Source organism: Pseudomonas sp. P7758 (assembly GCF_013386485.1).
Lineage (GTDB): Bacteria > Pseudomonadota > Gammaproteobacteria > Pseudomonadales > Pseudomonadaceae > Aquipseudomonas.
In genome coordinates this window covers 25,302-42,610 of sequence record NZ_JACARS010000084.1, presented here as the reverse complement: position 1 = coordinate 42,610, position 17,309 = coordinate 25,302, and the positions used below count along the sequence as shown (strand labels likewise).

General features: G+C 64.7%; 4 protein-coding genes. All 4 read left to right on the top strand.

Going from position 1 to position 17,309, the window contains the following annotated elements; all coding sequences use genetic code 11:
- Positions 1 to 245 precede the first annotated feature (245 nt).
- The 4 genes from gspE (at position 246) to HX873_RS19010 (ending at position 17,287) form a co-directional block, all read left to right on the top strand.
- Positions 246 to 1,664, top strand: a complete 1,419-nt coding sequence (gspE, locus tag HX873_RS19025; RefSeq protein ID WP_177123042.1) for a type II secretion system ATPase GspE — start codon at positions 246 to 248, stop codon at positions 1,662 to 1,664.
- The gene (gene gspF, locus HX873_RS19020) at positions 1,664 to 2,875 is read left to right on the top strand and encodes a type II secretion system inner membrane protein GspF (RefSeq protein ID WP_177049829.1); all 1,212 of its coding nucleotides are present in this window, start codon (positions 1,664 to 1,666) and stop codon (positions 2,873 to 2,875) included. Before gspE ends, gspF begins: the two co-directional genes overlap by 1 nt.
- Positions 2,876 to 3,358: 483 nt before the next feature.
- Positions 3,359 to 4,522, top strand: a complete 1,164-nt coding sequence (locus HX873_RS19015; RefSeq protein ID WP_003210472.1) for a substrate-binding domain-containing protein — start codon at positions 3,359 to 3,361, stop codon at positions 4,520 to 4,522.
- 201 nt (positions 4,523 to 4,723) lie between these two features.
- Positions 4,724 to 17,287, top strand: a complete 12,564-nt coding sequence (locus HX873_RS19010) for a filamentous hemagglutinin family protein (RefSeq protein ID WP_177123041.1) — start codon at positions 4,724 to 4,726, stop codon at positions 17,285 to 17,287.
- The last annotated feature ends 22 nt before the right edge of the window (positions 17,288 to 17,309 follow it).

Here is a 17,309-nt window from a genome sequence, read left to right as displayed (position 1 = left end):
TGGAGCGTGGGTAACCCGGCAGGACGCCGGGTTAGCCGTCCTGGGCCAGGGATGGCCCATGACGGCGGCCCACGGTCCAAAGCCGGAGTGAGGGCACACCGAGCCTAGGCGAGGTGCCGAGTGGTGGGGCAAGAGCGTTTTGCTTACTTTTGCGCTGTTCAAAAGTGAGCCGCTGTAAGAGCGGAACCAATACAAGCCGTAACCGAAGGAATGGATATGTACTCAACCAAACGAAGCCCAAAAGCATGAGCCTCCTGCCCTACGCCTGGGCCAAATCCCAACGCATCCTCCTTCACCCGGGAACCCAGGGCCCGACGCTGACCATTTGCCCCTCGACCCCCGGCTGGTCCATCAGCGAAGTCCACCGCCAGTTCGGCCAAACCCACCTGATCCAGGTGCGCGAAGACGAACTGGACGGCCTCCTGGCCACTGCCTACGCCGACACCGGCAGCGCCGCCGCCGTCGTGGGCGCCGCCGAAAACGAAGTCGACCTCGACCGCCTCATGCAAGACATCCCCGAAATCACCGACCTGCTCGACACCCAGGACGGCGCCCCGGTGATCCGCATGATCAACGCCTTGCTCACCCAGGCCGCCCGCGACGAAGCCAGCGACATCCACATCGAACCCTACGAAACCCACTCCGTGGTGCGCTACCGCGTCGACGGCACCCTGCGTGACGTGGTGTCCCCGCGCAAGGCCCTCCACGGCGCCCTGGTCTCACGCATCAAGATCATGGCCCAACTCGATATCGCCGAAAAACGCCTGCCCCAGGACGGCCGCATTGCCCTGCGCGTGGCCGGTCGCCCCATTGATATCCGCGTCTCCACCGTGCCCACCGGCCATGGCGAGCGCGTAGTGATGCGCCTGCTGGACAAACAAGCCGGCCGCCTGCAGCTGGAAACCCTCGGCATGGACCCCGCCGTCCTGGCCAAACTCGACACCCTGATCCGCCAACCCCACGGCATCGTGCTGGTCACCGGCCCCACCGGCAGCGGCAAGACCACCAGCCTCTACGCCGCCCTGGCCCGGCTGGATGCGAGCACCAGCAATATCCTGACCGTCGAAGACCCGGTGGAATACGACCTGCCGGGCATCAGCCAGATCCAGGTCAACGCCAAGATCGACATGACCTTCGCCCTGGCCCTGCGGGCAATCCTGCGCCAGGATCCGGACATCATCATGATCGGCGAAATCCGCGACCTGGAGACCGCACAAATTGCCGTCCAGGCCTCGCTCACGGGCCACTTGGTGCTCGCCACCCTGCACACCAACGACGCCGTCTCGGCGGTCAACCGCTTGATCGACATGGGCGTCGAACCGTTCCTGCTGGCCTCGTCACTGCTCGGCGTATTGGCCCAGCGCCTGGTGCGTCGGCTGTGCCCGCACTGCAAGCAGGAAGACCCGGCCGCGCCCGGCACCTGGCGGCCTGTCGGGTGCGCGCAGTGCAACCAGATCGGTTACAGCGGGCGTACCGGTATCCATGAATTGTTCTGCATCGACGACGAGCTGCGCGGGCTGATCCACCAGGGCGCCGGCGAGCAGGCCTTGAAGGCCGCCGCACGCCGCGCCGGCATGTTCAGCATGCGTGAGGATGGCGAACGCTGGGTACGCAGCGGCGCCACCGCCCCCGAAGAAATCCTGCGCGTAACACGGGACGCCTGATGAACCGATACCGCTACGAAGCCGCCGACGCCAGCGGCAAGCTGGAGTCCGGGCACCTTGAGGCAGACAGCCAGAGCGGCGCGTTTGCCCACCTGCGCAGCCGTGGCCTGACGGCCTTGCGGGTGCAGGTCGAGAACAACAGCGAGCGTGCCGGCGGTGGCAGCCGGTTCAGCGCCAAGCTCTCGGACAATGACCTGGCCTGGGCCACGCGCCAGCTGGCGAGCCTGCTCGGTGCGAGCCTGCCACTGGAGGCCGCGTTGAGCGCCACGGTGGAGCAAGCCGAGAAAAAACACATTGCCCAGACCTTGAGCGCGGTGCGCGCCGATGTGCGCAGCGGCATGCGCCTGGCCGATGCGTTGGCCGCGCGGCCCCGGGACTTTCCGTCGATCTATCGGGCGCTGATCGCGGCGGGGGAGGAGTCCGGCGACCTGGCCCAGGTCATGGAGCGCCTCGCCGACTATATCGAGGAACGCAATAACCTGCGGGGCAAGATCCTCACGGCGTTTATCTACCCGGGCGTGGTGGGGCTGGTGTCCATCGGCATTGTGATTTTCCTGCTCAGCTACGTGGTGCCGCAGGTGGTCAGTGCGTTTTCCCAGGCTCGCCAGGACCTGCCGGGGCTGACGTTGGCGATGCTCAATGCGAGTGACTTTATCCGCGCCTGGGGCTGGCTGTGTTTTGCCGGGATCGTGGGTGGTTTCTGGAGCTGGCGCCTGTACCTGCGCAACCCCGTGGCGCGGCTGAGCTGGCACAGCCGGGTGTTGCGCCTGCCGTTGATCGGGCGTTTTGTACTGGGCCTCAACACCGCGCGGTTTGCCTCGACCCTGGCGATTCTCGGCGGGGCGGGCGTGCCGTTGTTGCGCGCCCTGGAAGCGGCGCGCCAGACCTTGTCCAACGACCGCCTGAGCCAGTGCGTCACAGATGCCACCGCCAAGGTGCGCGAGGGCGTCAACCTGGCGCCTGCGCTGGCGGTGGAAAAGGTCTTTCCGCCCGTGCTGATCCACCTGATCGCCAGCGGCGAAAAAACCGGCTCGCTGCCGCCAATGCTCGAGCGCGCGGCGCAAACCCTGTCGCGGGATATCGAGCGTCGGGCGATGGGCATGACGGCGTTGCTTGAGCCACTGATGATCGTGGTGATGGGCGCCGTGGTGTTGGTCATCGTCATGGCCGTGCTGCTGCCGATCATCGAAATCAATCAACTGGTGACCTGACTGCTGACGAAACACGATCAAAAATGTGGGAGCGGGCTTGCTCGCGAAAGCGGTGTGTCAGTCAACACATGTCGCGCCTGATCCACCGCTTTCGCGAGCAAGCCAGCTCCCACATTTGAATCGCGTTTCTTCAAGACTATTTTCGCGCGCCCGACACGCGGGTCCCAACCTCGGGTTCCTCATTCTGTCATCTGCCCAACCCCACCACATGGCCCGTAACGCCTCCAGCCCGGTCCTCGAAGTCCGCGCTGAAACCTCGCTGTCACCTCACCCCCAGATCGCTCAAAAGTGTGACCAAAACACCCGAGAATCTTTTTAAAAATCAAGCCGTTCCTCCCGAGGTTTTTTCCTTTAGCTGTCATCGGATGCTGCGAAATTTCATACCCATGGCCTCACCCCTGGGTACCCCCCGGAACACAGCCCGGGACCGAAGCCATAGCGTCATCTACCCCAACGTACAAACACGACGAAAGGAGCTTCTTCATGTTTAAGCGCAACGTTCTCGCGGTATCCATGACCCTCGCTGCACTGTGCTCGGCCCAGGCTGCCATGGCAGACATCAACGGCGGCGGCGCCACCCTGCCACAACCGCTGTACCAGACCTCCGGCGTATTGACCGCCGGTTTCGCCCCGTACATCGGCGTGGGCAGCGGCAAGGGCAAACTGGCGTTCCTGAACAACGACTACAGCCAGTTCGGCACCGGCACCAAGAACGTTCACTGGGCGGGCAGCGACTCGAAGCTGACCTCGACTGAACTGTCCACCTACGCCTCCACCAAACAAGCGACCTGGGGCAAGCTGATTCAAGTGCCTTCGGTCGCCACTTCGGTTGCCATTCCATTCAACAAGGCCGGTACCAACGCAGTTGACCTGAGCGTTGATCAACTGTGCGGCGTGTTCTCGGGCCGCATCACCACCTGGAACCAACTCCCGGCTACCGGTCGCACCGGTAACATCGTGGTGGTTTACCGTAACGAAGCCAGCGGCACCACCGAGCTGTTCACCCGTTTCCTGGCGGCCAAGTGCGTCAATGAGTCCAAGAAATTTGTGGTCACCACCAACTTCGCGGACAGCTTCGGCGTGCCACCAGGCGCCGTGCCTGCCGTGACCAGCCAAGGCGTGATGACCGCGCTGAACGCCGGTGATGGTCGCATCACCTACATGAGCCCGGACTATGCCGCGCCTACCTTGGCTGGCCTGGATGACGCCACCAAAGTGGCCAAGGTCGCCGGTGTTTCTCCAGCCCCTGATAACGTTTCCGCCGCCATTGCTGCTGTGCCCGTACCGGCTGCTGCCAACGTCGCCAACCAGAACGCCTGGGTACCGGTGTTTGCTGCCGCCGCCGATGCCAACGACCCAAGCGTCGTGCCTTACCCAAGCAGCGGTTATCCGATCCTGGGCTTCACCAACCTGATCTTCAGCCAGTGCTACGCCGACGCCACCCAGACCTCGCAAGTGCGTGCATTCTTCACCCGTCACTTCGGTGCCAGCGCCTTGAACAGCAACGACAACGCGATCAAGGCCAACCGCTTCGTGCCACTGCCAGCTGCCTGGAAAGCCGCGATCACCAGCAACTTCGTTACCGCAACCAGCGCGCTGAGCATCGGCAAGTCTGATGTCTGCAACGCCATCGGTCGTCCGCTGTAACCCACGCTTTTACCGACCGGCAACACCCGATCAGCAACGGCCTGTGCCGTTGCTGATTTTTGCGTTTGCGGCTCGGCTATCAGCCTTACATGAACTTTCCATGACAGAAGTTCAGTCCCGCCCCTCGCCAACCGCCTAACTCCCATACGTGACGCACGTCGCCAGTTCCCCATGGGCAAAAACAAAGAAGGAAGCTTCCTGATGGTCCGCTGCAAACCACCGGTCAACCTGAATGCCCAAGGCCCTGGCGGCCAGACGATCCTGCGCCTCAAACCCCTGGCCCAGGCGATTGCCTTGTTCATGGTGGCAGGCAGCGCCCACGCGGCGACAGCGTTCAGCTCCGGCTGGTTTGCCGACAAGGGTGCCTCCCAGGCGGCGACAGCGGCCCGCCTCAACGGGGCGCAGGTGCCGGGGATTCCGTCGTTGAATCAGCAGGCGCGGGCGAACCAGCAGTTGTCACGTTCCATCAGCACGCTCAACAACAGTGTCGCGGCGATTGCGGCCCAGCAGGCCGCCCAGGCCGCTGGCCGGCAAGCGGCGCTCGGCCAGGTCTCGACGATTCCCGACGGCCTCGGCAAGGGCGGCTTGCAGGTGGACAACAGCCTGACCCAGGGCTGGACCAACGCCAAGGGCCCGACCCAGAGCCAGTCCGGTGGCAAGACCACGGTGACCATCGAGCAGACCGCCGACAAGGCGATCCTCAACTGGGAAACCTTCAACGTCGGACGCAACACCACGGTCGATTTCCAGCAGCAATCGAATTGGGCCGTGCTCAACCGTGTCAACGACCCCAACGCGCGCCCCAGCGAAATCCAGGGCCAGATCAACGCCCCTGGCACAGTGATGATCATGAACCGCAACGGGGTGATCTTCAGCGGCAGCAGCCAGGTCAATGTGCGCAACCTGGTGGCGGCCGCTGCCACCATCACCGATGACCAATTCACCCAACGCGGGATCTATGTGGATGCCAACGGCACCCAGCCGACCTTCACCGACGCGGCGGGCAAGGTCGAGGTGCAGCGCGGCGCGTTGATCCAGACTCACAACCCGGCCACCTCTACCGACGCCGGTGGCTACGCCTTGCTGCTCGGCTCGGAGGTCGAGAACGCCGGCAGCATCATCACCGCCAGGGGCCAGGCCACCCTGGCCGCCGGCGACAGTTTTTATATCCGCAAGGGCGTCGGCACCACCGGCAACGACCGCTCCACCACCCGTGGCAATGAAGTGGCCACCAGCCTCAAGGCCGGCAGCACGTCGGGCAAGGTCAGCAACAGCGGCCTGATCATGGCGTCGACCGGCGACATCACCCTCACCGGGCACCAGGTGCAGCAGAACGGCGTGGCCCTGGCCAGCACCTCGGTGGATACCCGCGGCACGATTCACTTGCTCAACGCCGCCAGCGACACCAGCGCCAGCGTGACCCTGGGCGAGGGCAGTACCACGGCGATCCTGCTGGACGCCAGCGGCAGCACCGCCCTCAACAGCCAGAAGGACAACGGCCTGATCAAGCTCGACGGCTTGCCTGCCAACCTGATCACCGGCCAGTTCAACAACCTCAGCGCGGTGGCCGATCGCACCGACCAGTCGCGGATCGAGATCGTCAGCGGCGGCACTGTGGATTTGCGCAAAGGCTCGATCACCCTGGCCACCGGCGGCCAGGTGGCGGTCAGTGCCGGCCAGCGCAGCCTGGTGCGTGACGGCGCGATGATCGACGTGTCCGGCGCGATTGGCGTCAAGGTGGCGATGGAAGCCAACAACATCAAGATCAACGTGCAAGGCAACGAACAGCGCGACGCGCCCGCCAACCGTGACGGCGGGCAATTGATCAACAACGACGTGTGGGTCGACCTGCGGGACCTGGTGTTCGTCCCGGCCGGCACCAACGGCTATGCGACGGACCGCTGGTACACCGCCGGCGGGCTGCTGGAAGTCGGCGGTTACCTGGGCACCCAGGGCCACTCGGTCGGCGAGTGGATGGCCCAGGGCGGCACTGTGACGTTCACCGGCAAGGACGTGGTGACCCAGCAGGGTGCCCAGGTCAATCTGTCGGGCGGCACCGTCGATGTGCAGGCCGGCTACATCCGCCAGACCTGGCTCAAGGGGCCTGACGGCCAGCTCTATGAGCTGTCGAAAGCCCCCGGGGACATTCTCTACGCGGGGATCTACAAGGGCTTTGAAGACACCAGCGTCCGCTGGGGCCGCAGCGATTTCTACTACAACCCGCTGGTGGCCCAGCAAAGCCGCTACGAGGCGGGCTACACCGTGGGCCGCGACGCCGGCAAGCTGGTGGTGGGCACCACCAACGCGGTGCTGGAAGGCCAGTTGATCAGCGATGTATTCCAGGGCGATCGCCAGACCCAGGCACCGAATATCAACCTTGATGGTTATCAGCAGTCACAGCAGGCCATGGCCCAGCGGGCGCAGTTGATCATTGGCCAGTACACGCCGGTGTACAACAAGGCCACCGGCACCTTGCGCTACGCCTTGACCCCGACCATCGACCAGGTGCTGATCGAGAGCAGCACGCAAAAAATCGCCGACGGCCTGGACCTGGCCACTGCGCTGCCGACCGAACGCCAGGGCAAACTGGTGCTCGACAGTGACCAGCTCAATGGCTACCGATTGGGCGCGATCAAGGTCGGCGCAAAGCAGCAGATTGACGTCAATGGCGCACTCAAGGTGGCTGACGGCGGCGACATCACCCTGTTCGGCCCCGTGGTTTCAGTCAATGCCAACCTCACGGCCCACGGCGGCAGCATCAACGCGGGCAACCTGCTGAATCAGGTCGACCTCAATCGCTCCAATGTCGTTGGCGATGTGATTCTGCCGGGCATCGGCCGGCTCGATGTGGCCGCCGGAGTCAAGCTGGACAGTTCCGGGCGCTGGAATAATCTGGCGCTGGACCCTTCGGCCACTGACGGGGTGGCGTATATCAACGGTGGCAAGGTGTCGTTGCGCAGCTCCGGCGACGTGAACCTCGCGGCGGGCAGCCTGGTGGAAACGTCCTCCGGGGCGACCATCGGCCTGGATGGCAAAGTCCGGGGCGGCAAGGGCGGCGACGTGACCGTGGGCGCACTGGGGGCTTTGGACCTAGGCGCCGAGATTCGCGGCTATGGCGTCAGCGCAGGCGGCACCCTGACCTTGCAGGCCAACAAGGTGCAGATCGGCCAGAGCCCGCAGGCGCCGGATGCCAAGACCTTGCAGTTGGCCGGGGATTTTTTCAACAAGGGTTTTTCGGCCTATGACATTACCGGCAACGAAGGATTGCTGGTCGCCGATGGTACTCAGGTGGATGTGAACGTGCCGGCCTACCGGCTCTCGGAGCAGGCCGCCACGACGCCGGGCGGCGGCGCTGCGGCCAGCGTGATGGAGCGCTGGACCCCGCCGCTTTACCAGGAAGACGCGAGCAAGGGCGTACTCGGCCAACGCCGTGGCGCCAGCCTGACCCTTTCCGCCGGCCACCTGGAGTCGCCTGCCGAGCAACTGCCGACAACCGCGCTGGTGGTCGGCAAGGGCGCGGTGATCAGCGTCGACCCGGGCCAGTCGATCAACCTGCGCAGCATCGGCCAACTGACGGTCGACGGCACGCTCAATGCCTGGGGTGGCAGCGTCAACCTGAACGGCCTGACCACGCGCGCGTTCGAGCCGGCCAACGCGGTTGGCCACGGCCGCTCCATCTGGCTGGGTGAAAACGCACTGATCGATGTCGCCGCCCGGGCCGCGACCGCCGTGGACAATCGCGGGAGCCAATACGGGTTGGTCCGTGACGGCGGCAAGATCAGCATCGGTGGCGAGATCAACCTGAGCACCGGCACGGTCACTGCCAGCGACCTGTTTGTGGTGGTACGCGAGGGCGCCCGGCTGGACGCGTCGGGCACGCAAGCGGTATTGGATGTGCCGGGACAGGGCGCAACCCGGGTGGCCAGCAATGGCGGCAGCATCAGCCTGGCGTCCAACAATGGCTTGTACCTGGACGGCAGTCTGGTAGCCCGGGCCGGCGGTGCCGGCGCAGCGGGCGGCAGCCTGAACGTAGCGCTGGACAGCCCGTATTACACCAAGAGCAGTGTCACGGATCGCGTGCTGAAGGTGCGTGAACTGGTGCTCGGCCAGACCCATCAGGCCCACCCGCTCGCCGGCACCGCCGCCGACGCGGCCGACAGCCTGGAATACGGCCATTCTCGCCTGGGCGTCGACCAGGTCAGTGCGGGCGGCTTCGACAACCTGGCATTGATGAGCAACGGCCTGTTGAGTTTCGACGGCGATGTGTCCTTGAACATGGGCCAGAGCCTGCGCCTGTACAGCGGTGCCTTCAACCTCAGTGAGGGCGCGGCAGCCAATGCCCGGGTGAATCTGTCGGCACCGTCTCTGCTGCTGTCCGGCATGGATTCGCCGGCCCGGGAGTTCTACGTGAACCCGGTGTCGGTGTTGCCGTTACCCTCGCTGCGCGCCACCGAGGCGCAGTTCAATGCCAGCGGCAGCTTGATCGATGTGCGCGGCAGCGTGTTGTTTGGCAGCAAGGGCAAACTGCGCCAGGCGGACGACAGCCTGGTCGGCCTTGAGCGTCGCGGCTTTGATCAGGTCAACCTGACCAGCCAGGGCGATCTGCGCTTCCTGGCGGGTGCGAACCCGGACGGCGTGGCCTTGAGGGTCAGCACCCAGTTATTGACCCAGGGCGATATGACCTTGCGGGCGGCGCAGTTGTATCCGGCCACGGAGGTCGGTGCGCGGGTCATTGCCGGCTACCTGAGCGAATTCAACAGCCTCAACATCACGTTCGACCCGCTGCGCACCCTGACCATTGGCCGTACCGGCAACACGGATGCCGCGGTGCCTTACTCGGCATTCGGGCGCCTGCAACTGGGCGCCGCGACGGTGCGGCAGGGCGGTGTGGTGCGGGCGCCCCTGGGGTTGATCGATATCGGCAGCATGGGCAGCAGCCAGGTGCAATTGCTGCCGGGCAGCGTGACGTCGGTGAGCGGCAGGGGCCTGGTGCTGCCGTATGGCGGCACCCTGGACGGGCAGGTCTATAAGTACAACGGCAAGACCGTGACGTTTGTCGGCCAGGGCGGGCTGGTCAACCAGGACGCGGAACTCAGCGTCGGGGTGATTCTCGGCGGCCAGTCGGTGCAGGTGCAGCCTGAGGCTACCCTGGATCTGTCGGGCGGCGGCGAATTGCTGGGGGCCGGTTTCGTTTCCGGGCGCGGAGGCTCTACGGATGCGCGCTACAGCCCACTGGTGCAGTTTGGTGCCAATGGCGGTTTTGTGTTGCCGGGCCTGGCCACCAACCCGATTTACGCCATCGTGCCCGGGGTACAGCCCGGCGCGGCACCGGTGGCGCCGGAGAAGGGCGCAGTCGATCCGTTGGTGGGCCAGCAGGTCACCATCGGCGCCGGAGTGCCGGGGCTGCCGGCGGGCACTTATACCCTGATGCCGTCCACCTACGCCTTGATGCCCGGCGCTTTCCGTGTCGAGATCAACGGCCTGGCCGGTCTCGGCAGTGATGCCGCCACCCAGCGCATGCGCAATGGCTCCTGGTCCACCGCCGGGCGCTTGTCCATCGCCAACACCGGGATCGGCAACAGCGTTGCCAGCCAGTTGATTTTGACCTCGGCCGATACCTTGCGTCGCTATTCCCAATACAACGAAACCAGCTACGCCCAGTTCGCCATGGCCGACGCTGCGAAACAGGGTGTGCCACGCCCGATGCTCGCCGTCGACGCCAAGACCCTGAAACTGGCCTTGCGGCCAGGGGGCGGCGCTGATGCGTTTTCGTTCCAGGGCATAGGCCGTTTTGAGGCCGCGGCGGGTGGCTATGGCGGCGCGGTGGCGGTGATTGATCCAGGCAAGCTTGGTATTGAAGTCGTCGCGGCGGGCAGTTCCGCAACCAGCGGTTTTTCCGGCATTACCTTCAACGATGACAGCCTCAACGCCTTGGGAGCCTCGCGTTTGATGGTGGGGGGGATGACGGCAGTTACGTATGGCCAGTCCGGGAATTACATCGTCCTGGCTGGCGGTACGAGTCGGGCCAACAGCACCGTCACGCTTCGGGAAGGTGTGACGCTCGCAGCGCCGGAAGTCTTTTTGTTGAGTGACACCAACGCGATCGTCCTGGAGCAGGGCGCATCCATCAACACCATCGGCCGTGGCAAAGCCAGCTACGACGCTCGTGACGGTTTTATCTACAAAGTCACCAATATGCTGGCGGCGTCCAACGGCTTGCTCAATGTCATTGCATTCAATACGACGGTGCCCAGCGGCGGGATCAGCATCGGTGTGTGTGACACGGGCCTGTGCAGCGGGCAAACCGGGCTGTACTCCGAAGGCAGCATCGTGGCGTTGACCAACAATACCTTCCAGTTGGGCGACCAGGTGCGCTACGGCACCCGTCACCTCAACCTGGGGGTCAACACCATTAACCTCGGCAGCGCCCAAGCCCTGGCCGCTGCCGCTGTGGCCAATCAGTTGCCGGCCGGCCTGACACTCACCCAGGCGCTTCTTGATCGCCTGCTCAAAGGTGATTCACAGTTCGGTGCGCCGGCCCTGGAAACCCTGCAGCTCTCGGCGCGGGACAGTTTCAACTTCTACGGCAGTACCTCCCTGGACACCTATGACCCACTGACGGGTAAGTCGCGGCTGAGCAACCTGATGCTCTCCACTCCGGCGATCTACGGTGCCGGTGCCGCTGGCGACGTGGCCAACATTCATACCGCCAACCTGATCTGGCAGGGCGCGACCACCCCACCGGGCTCGGTGATCGCCGGCGGGGCGGGCACTGGCAGCGGGCGCCTGGATATCAACGCCGAGCGTATTGAGTTCGGCTACGGCGCCTTTGCCCAGACCAACACCGTGAGCAGTTTCGATCGCCTGGCTTTGGGCTTTGCCAGCGTGAACCTCAATGCCAGCGAGCGCATTACCGCCAACCACAAGGGCAGCCTCTCGGTGTATCAGAGCCAGGGCGCCTATGACCCGGTGAAGGGCTTCCAGTACAGCGGCGGCGACCTGAATATCCTCACCCCGCTGATGACCGGCGAAGCCGGTTCGGTGAACCGCATGACCGCAGGTGGGGCGATTGATATTGCAGCGTCCGTGGGGGCGCGTGGCAAGGCCGACGGCCAGGGCGCCGAACTGTCCCTGCAAGGCGATAGCATTCGCCTGGCCACGGCGGTAGTGCTGCCCAGCGGCAAAGTCAGCCTGGGCGCCCGGGGTGATGTGGTGCTGACGGATGCGGCGTTGATCGACGTGGCCGGTGGCGCCACTGTGTTCAACGATGTGACCCAGTACGGCGCGGGCGGCACGGTGCTGCTGGACAGCCGCAGCGGCAACATACTGCAGGCTGCCGGCTCGACCATCGACCTCTCGGCCAAAAACAACCAGGCCGGCAAACTGCGGGCGGTTGCGGTGGACGCGGCGGGCGGTATCGTCGACCTGCAAGGCACGATCCTCGCCGGCAGCAGTGGCTATTACGATGCGGGCGGGACCACGATGCCTTATGAGGCCGGTACCGTGGAAATCCAGGCCCAGCGCCTGGGCAGCAGCGGTTCACTGGACCAGCAGTTCGCCGACCTCAACCAGCGCCTGAATCAAGGCCAGGTGTTCGGCACACGCAGCTTCCAACTCAAGCAGGGCGACTTGACCATCGGCAATGGCCTCAAGGCCGGCACCGTCAACGTCTCCGTGGACAACGGCAGCCTGCGGGTCACCGGCCTGGTGGACGCCAGTGGCGAGCGCGTCGGCAGCATCAACCTGGCCGGCAAGCACGGCCTGACGCTGGACGGCGGCGCGGTACTCGACGCCCATGGCAGCAAGCTGCGGGTGGACAGCTACGGCAAGATCATCGACTCGCCCAACCGGGCCATGGTGGTGCTCGGCTCCGGCACCGGTCAACTGACCCTGGCCGATGGCGCACGCGTCGACCTGCGCCACGGCACCGAGGCGGTCCAGGGCAATGACGGGCGCAACCGCGGCACCCTGGAACTGAATGCACCACGGCTGATCAACGTCGATGGCACCAGTAACGACATCAACATCGATGCCCATGGCCCCCTGACGATCCAGGGCGCGCGCTCGATCACCCTCAACGGCATGATCAGTTACGACGATGCGCCACTGGTCACCGATCCGACGGCCAGCGGGCGGCCTTACCAACAGATCGACCAGGCCTACCTGGATGGCAAGCATGTGCTGAGCACGGCCTTTATCAACGGTGCATTGCTCAACCAGAACCTGCTGCAAAACAAACTCGCCGGGCTTAACAATGCAACCTACGCCGATGCCTTCCACCTGCGCCCGGGCGTGGAAATCGTCAGCAAGACCGCGGACGGTGACCTGGTGGTGCAGGGCGATCTGGACCTGTCCGGCTACCGTTACGCCAGCCTCAACCCCAACAGCCAGAAAACCTCGGTGTATGGCTCCGGTGAGTCGGGCAGCCTGACCCTGCGCGCCGGTGGCGACCTGAATATTTACGGCAGCATCAACGACGGTTTTGCACCGCCACCGCAGACCGTCGATGACAAGGGCTGGGTGTTGTTGCCGGGCATCGACTTTACCGGCGGCACGATCATCGTGCCGGGTAACGGCATCACCCTGGCGGACGGCACGACCTTCCCGGCGGGCACCGTGCTCAACTACGATCTGCCGATCAAGGCCGTGGGCGTGGCCGCCGGAACGCGCTTGCCGACCCGGGCGACGCTGAACCAGGACCTGACGCTGCCTGCCGGTACGGTATTGGCCGCAGCGGTGTTCGACAGCGCGGGCAATCTGCTGTTTGCCGCAGGCACGTTATTGAGCCAGGCACACACCCTGGCGGCCGGCTCACAGCTGGACGCCGGCAGCCTGCTGACCCAGGACACCCGGCTCGGGGCGCTGACCTGGCCCAAAGGGGTGCCGTTGCCGACGAACTACGAGGCGCTTAACCCGACGCAAAACTACGTGACCCTCAATGGCGACATACCGCTGCCGCGCGGCGCGTTGATTCCTTCCGGCACCAACGTCAAGTTGCCGGGCGGGGCTGAGTCGGTGGCGTTGCGCCCGGAAGTGGCGGGGCGCCAGGGCAAGCTGTGGGCCCTCTCGCCGATGCTGGCCGAAGGTTCGCAATCCTGGTCGCTGCGGTTGGTTGCAGGTGCTGACACCGAGGCGGCCGACAGCCGCATCCTGCAAGCCCATCCGCGCAGCGGCGACCTGCGTTTGGCTGACAGCCACTACGGCATGTTTGCCAAGGAGATGCCCGCCAAGGGCAAGTTGACCTGGACCGCCTTCGCGGTGGAGGACTTTGCGGCCAATGGGGTGGTGGTCAAGGAAGGCGACCCGATCGACCAAAAGATCCTCGATGATTTCGGGCTGGGTTCGATTGATGATTTCTGTGGGGGCAATCCGGCGTACTGCGCCGTGAAAGTTGGCTATGTCTGGACCGAATTCGGCGCCAAGGACCTGGCGGATAACGGGATTATCGTCACCGTCGGAACGCCGATCGAGCAAAGCATCCTGGACCAGTTCGGTATCCCGTCCATCGATGAGTTCTGTGCAAGCTCGCCCGCCTACTGCCAGGCCCAAAGCGGCAAAGAGTATGCGGCGACCCCCTCCAGCAGCCGTTTCAGTGTGATTCGCACCGGTACGGGCGACCTCGAACTGCTCAGCGCCGGCGACTTGAGCATGGACTCCCTGTACGGGGTCTACACCGCCGGTACATCGTCCACTGCAACCGGTGCCAGTGACCCCTACAACCAGCCCAAGGCGCTGAACAGCGCGAAGACGGTGCTGAACGATACCAACAGTTATTTTGAACAGTTCGTCAACGGCTCATCTGACAGCCTGTACCGTGCCTGGTACCCGGAGGCAGGGGGGAATTTGAGCGTGAACGTGGGGGGCAACCTGACGGGGAATATCCTGGGAGGCGTCTTCAACCCAAGTCGGCCCAACCCCCTGGATAACGGCATCGACTCCGCCGATGTGGCCAACTGGCTGTGGCGCCAGGGCAGCGGCACGGTGAACACCGGCGGGCAGGCGCAGCCGACGGCCTGGTGGATCAATTTCGGTAGCTATACCGCCAACGCCTCCAAGGCTGATGCGTTCGTCGGGTTTACCGGTTTTGGCACCCTCGGCGGCGGTGACGTGGATGTACAGGTAGGCGGGGATGCCGGTGTGCTTCGGCGCATGGACGGCAACCCAATGTCGGCCTCTGCCAACCCGCGCAGCCAGGGGCTGGTGCTGGCGGTTGGCAGTACCGGGCGGGTTGCCGGTGATGGCAGCCTGCAGTTGACGGGCGGTGGTGATCTGCGGGTGCGTATCGGTGGCGCCCTGAACCCTGGCAGCGTGGTTGATGTAAACGATCAGAACGGCCAGTTGGTGAATATCCGGGGCAATGTCCAACTGCAAAGTGCGACCACGGGCCGGATCGACCTGACCTACGGCAGCAACAGCTCTGAGCAGAGCCCGGGCGAAACCCGGGCATTCGATCCGTTCCAGGCGACCCGTGGCCGGGCAGTGGGGGGCATCACCCTGGTGCCGGGGGATGCCACATTCAACCTGACCACATTGGGTGACCTGGTGCTGCAGCAAGTGATTGACCCGGGCCGTGTCGTCCTGCTGAACAACTCATCGTTTACCCGTGGCGGGACGAGTGGGACCGGCGAAAGTTGGTTCTCGTTATGGACCGGGCACACGGCAATCGACCTGTTTTCAGCGGGGGGCAACTTGACGCCATCTGTCTCCGCCGCAGCGTCCGACCTGGCAACTGTCTACCCATCGATCGTTCGAGCGACGGCGGCTGGCGGCAGTATTTATTACGGAAGCGCCGTCCTGGGGTACCAAGCCGATACGAGTCCGATAAATGCCTTGGTGCTCGCCCCCGGTGCCAGCAGCCAGTTGCAATTCCTGGCCCATGACTCGATTTATGCGGGCGGTATGTTTGTCACGCCTTCCGGGGCCGACCCCAGCATCATGGCCACACCTTGGCGGCCGGCGTTCGTCGGGACCATTGATGGTCAGGTGGTTGCCGATGGCAACAATCTGTCGGAGAACGGTAGCTCGTCGGGTTCCATTCCGCGTCCTTTGTTTGCCTTTGGCTCCGCCACGGCGTCGGCAGCCGCTTACGCGCCAACGGAACCGGCGCGGTTCTATGCCTTGACCGGCGATCTGGTGGGGGTCAGCAGCGGCCGGACCCTGACGTTCAATTCTTCCCCCACGTTTTTGCATTCGGGGCAGACCTGGTACGAGGGCAACGGGCCGGTTTGGATGATGGCGGGGCGAGACATTGTCAGCAGTGGCAGCCGTTTTAATACGGCCCCCGGTGCGGTCAGCGAGCAGTCGACCGGCAACCTGTTCATCCACAACAACCCCACTGACATCTCCATCGTCTCCGCCGGGCGCGACATTCTGTACAGCAACTTCCAGGTTGCCGGTCCTGGCCTGCTGGAAGTGACGGCGGGCGGCAATATCCTGATGTCCGGGCGTGACCCGGCGAAGGGCGGCGAAGTCAGCATCACCAGCCTGGGCCCGGTGGTCGCGGGCGACAACCGCCCTGGCGCAGGCATCGTCATGCAAGCTGGCGTCGGCCCCAACGGCCCGGATTACCGGCGCTTTGTCGAGGCCTACCTGGACCCGGCCAACCTCGTCCAGCCAGGCGAAGCCCTGTCGATCCAGGGCGGCAAGGTCGCCAAGACCTATGAGAACGAACTGGTCACCTGGCTCGCCGAGCGCTTCGGTTTCGTCGGCACCCGCGAGCAGGCCCGCGCGGTTTACGCCGCACTGCCCGCTGAACAGCAACGGGTGTTCGCCCGTGATGTGTACTTCGCCGAACTCAAGGCCGCCGGCCGTGAGTACAACGCGGTGGGCGGTGTGCGCCAGGGCAGCTATGTACGGGGGCGTGCGGCGATTGCCGCGCTGTTCCCGGACAAGGACGTGGCCGGCAACCCGATCACCTACAAGGGCGATATCACGTTGTTCGGCGGCTCCGGTGTACACACCAATTTCGGTGGCTCGATCCAGATGCTCACCCCGGGCGGTGGGCAGACCTTCGGCATCGAAGGCGCGGCACCGCCGTCCACCGCCGGTGTGATCACCCAGGGCGCCGGCGATATCCAGCTGTATTCCATGGGCAGCATCCTGCTGGGCCAGAGCCGCATCATGACCACCTTCGGCGGCTCGATCATGGGCTGGTCCGGCGAGGGCGACATCAACGCCGGTCGCGGATCCAAGACCACCGTGGTGTACACGCCGCCCAAGCGTGTCTACGACAACTGGGGCAACGTGACCCTGTCGCCGGCGGTGCCGAGCACTGGGGCGGGGATTGCCACCTTGAACCCGATTCCCGAAGTGCCGGCCGGAGACATCGACCTGATCGCCCCGCTGGGCACTATCGATGCGGGTGAAGCGGGGATTCGGGTCTCGGGCAACATCAACATTGCCGCGTTGCGCGTCGTTAATGCCGCCAACATCCAGACCCAGGGCAAGTCGTCCGGGGTGCCGGTGTCGGCGGCGGTAAACACCGGGGCCATGACCTCGGCGAGCGCAGCCGGTGCGGCGGCGTCCCAGGCGGCGGAAGATGCCGCGCGCAGCCAGCAGGCGGCGGCCAAACAGGGCCGGGCGTCGATTGTCACGGTGGAAGTGTTGAGCTTTGGCAGCGAGCCAGTGGAGCGCAAGCCGGAGGACGGGCAGAAGACTTCGGGCTACAACCCCAACAGCCCGGTGCAGGTACTCGGCGCCGGACCGTTGAGTGACCAGGCGCGGGCGCGGTTGACGGATGAGGAGCGCCAGCAGATCAGCTTGTAGTTTTAGAAAAGGACCTCTCGTT

Excerpts from the sequence above, each read along its gene's own strand:
- gspE (WP_177123042.1), top strand. The coding sequence starts at position 246 with ATGAGCCTCCTGCCCTACGCCTGGGCCAAATCCCAACGCATCCTCCTT.
- HX873_RS19015 (WP_003210472.1), top strand. The coding sequence starts at position 3,359 with ATGTTTAAGCGCAACGTTCTCGCGGTATCCATGACCCTCGCTGCACTG.
- HX873_RS19010 (WP_177123041.1), top strand. The coding sequence starts at position 4,724 with ATGGTCCGCTGCAAACCACCGGTCAACCTGAATGCCCAAGGCCCTGGC.
- gspF (WP_177049829.1), top strand. The coding sequence starts at position 1,664 with ATGAACCGATACCGCTACGAAGCCGCCGACGCCAGCGGCAAGCTGGAG.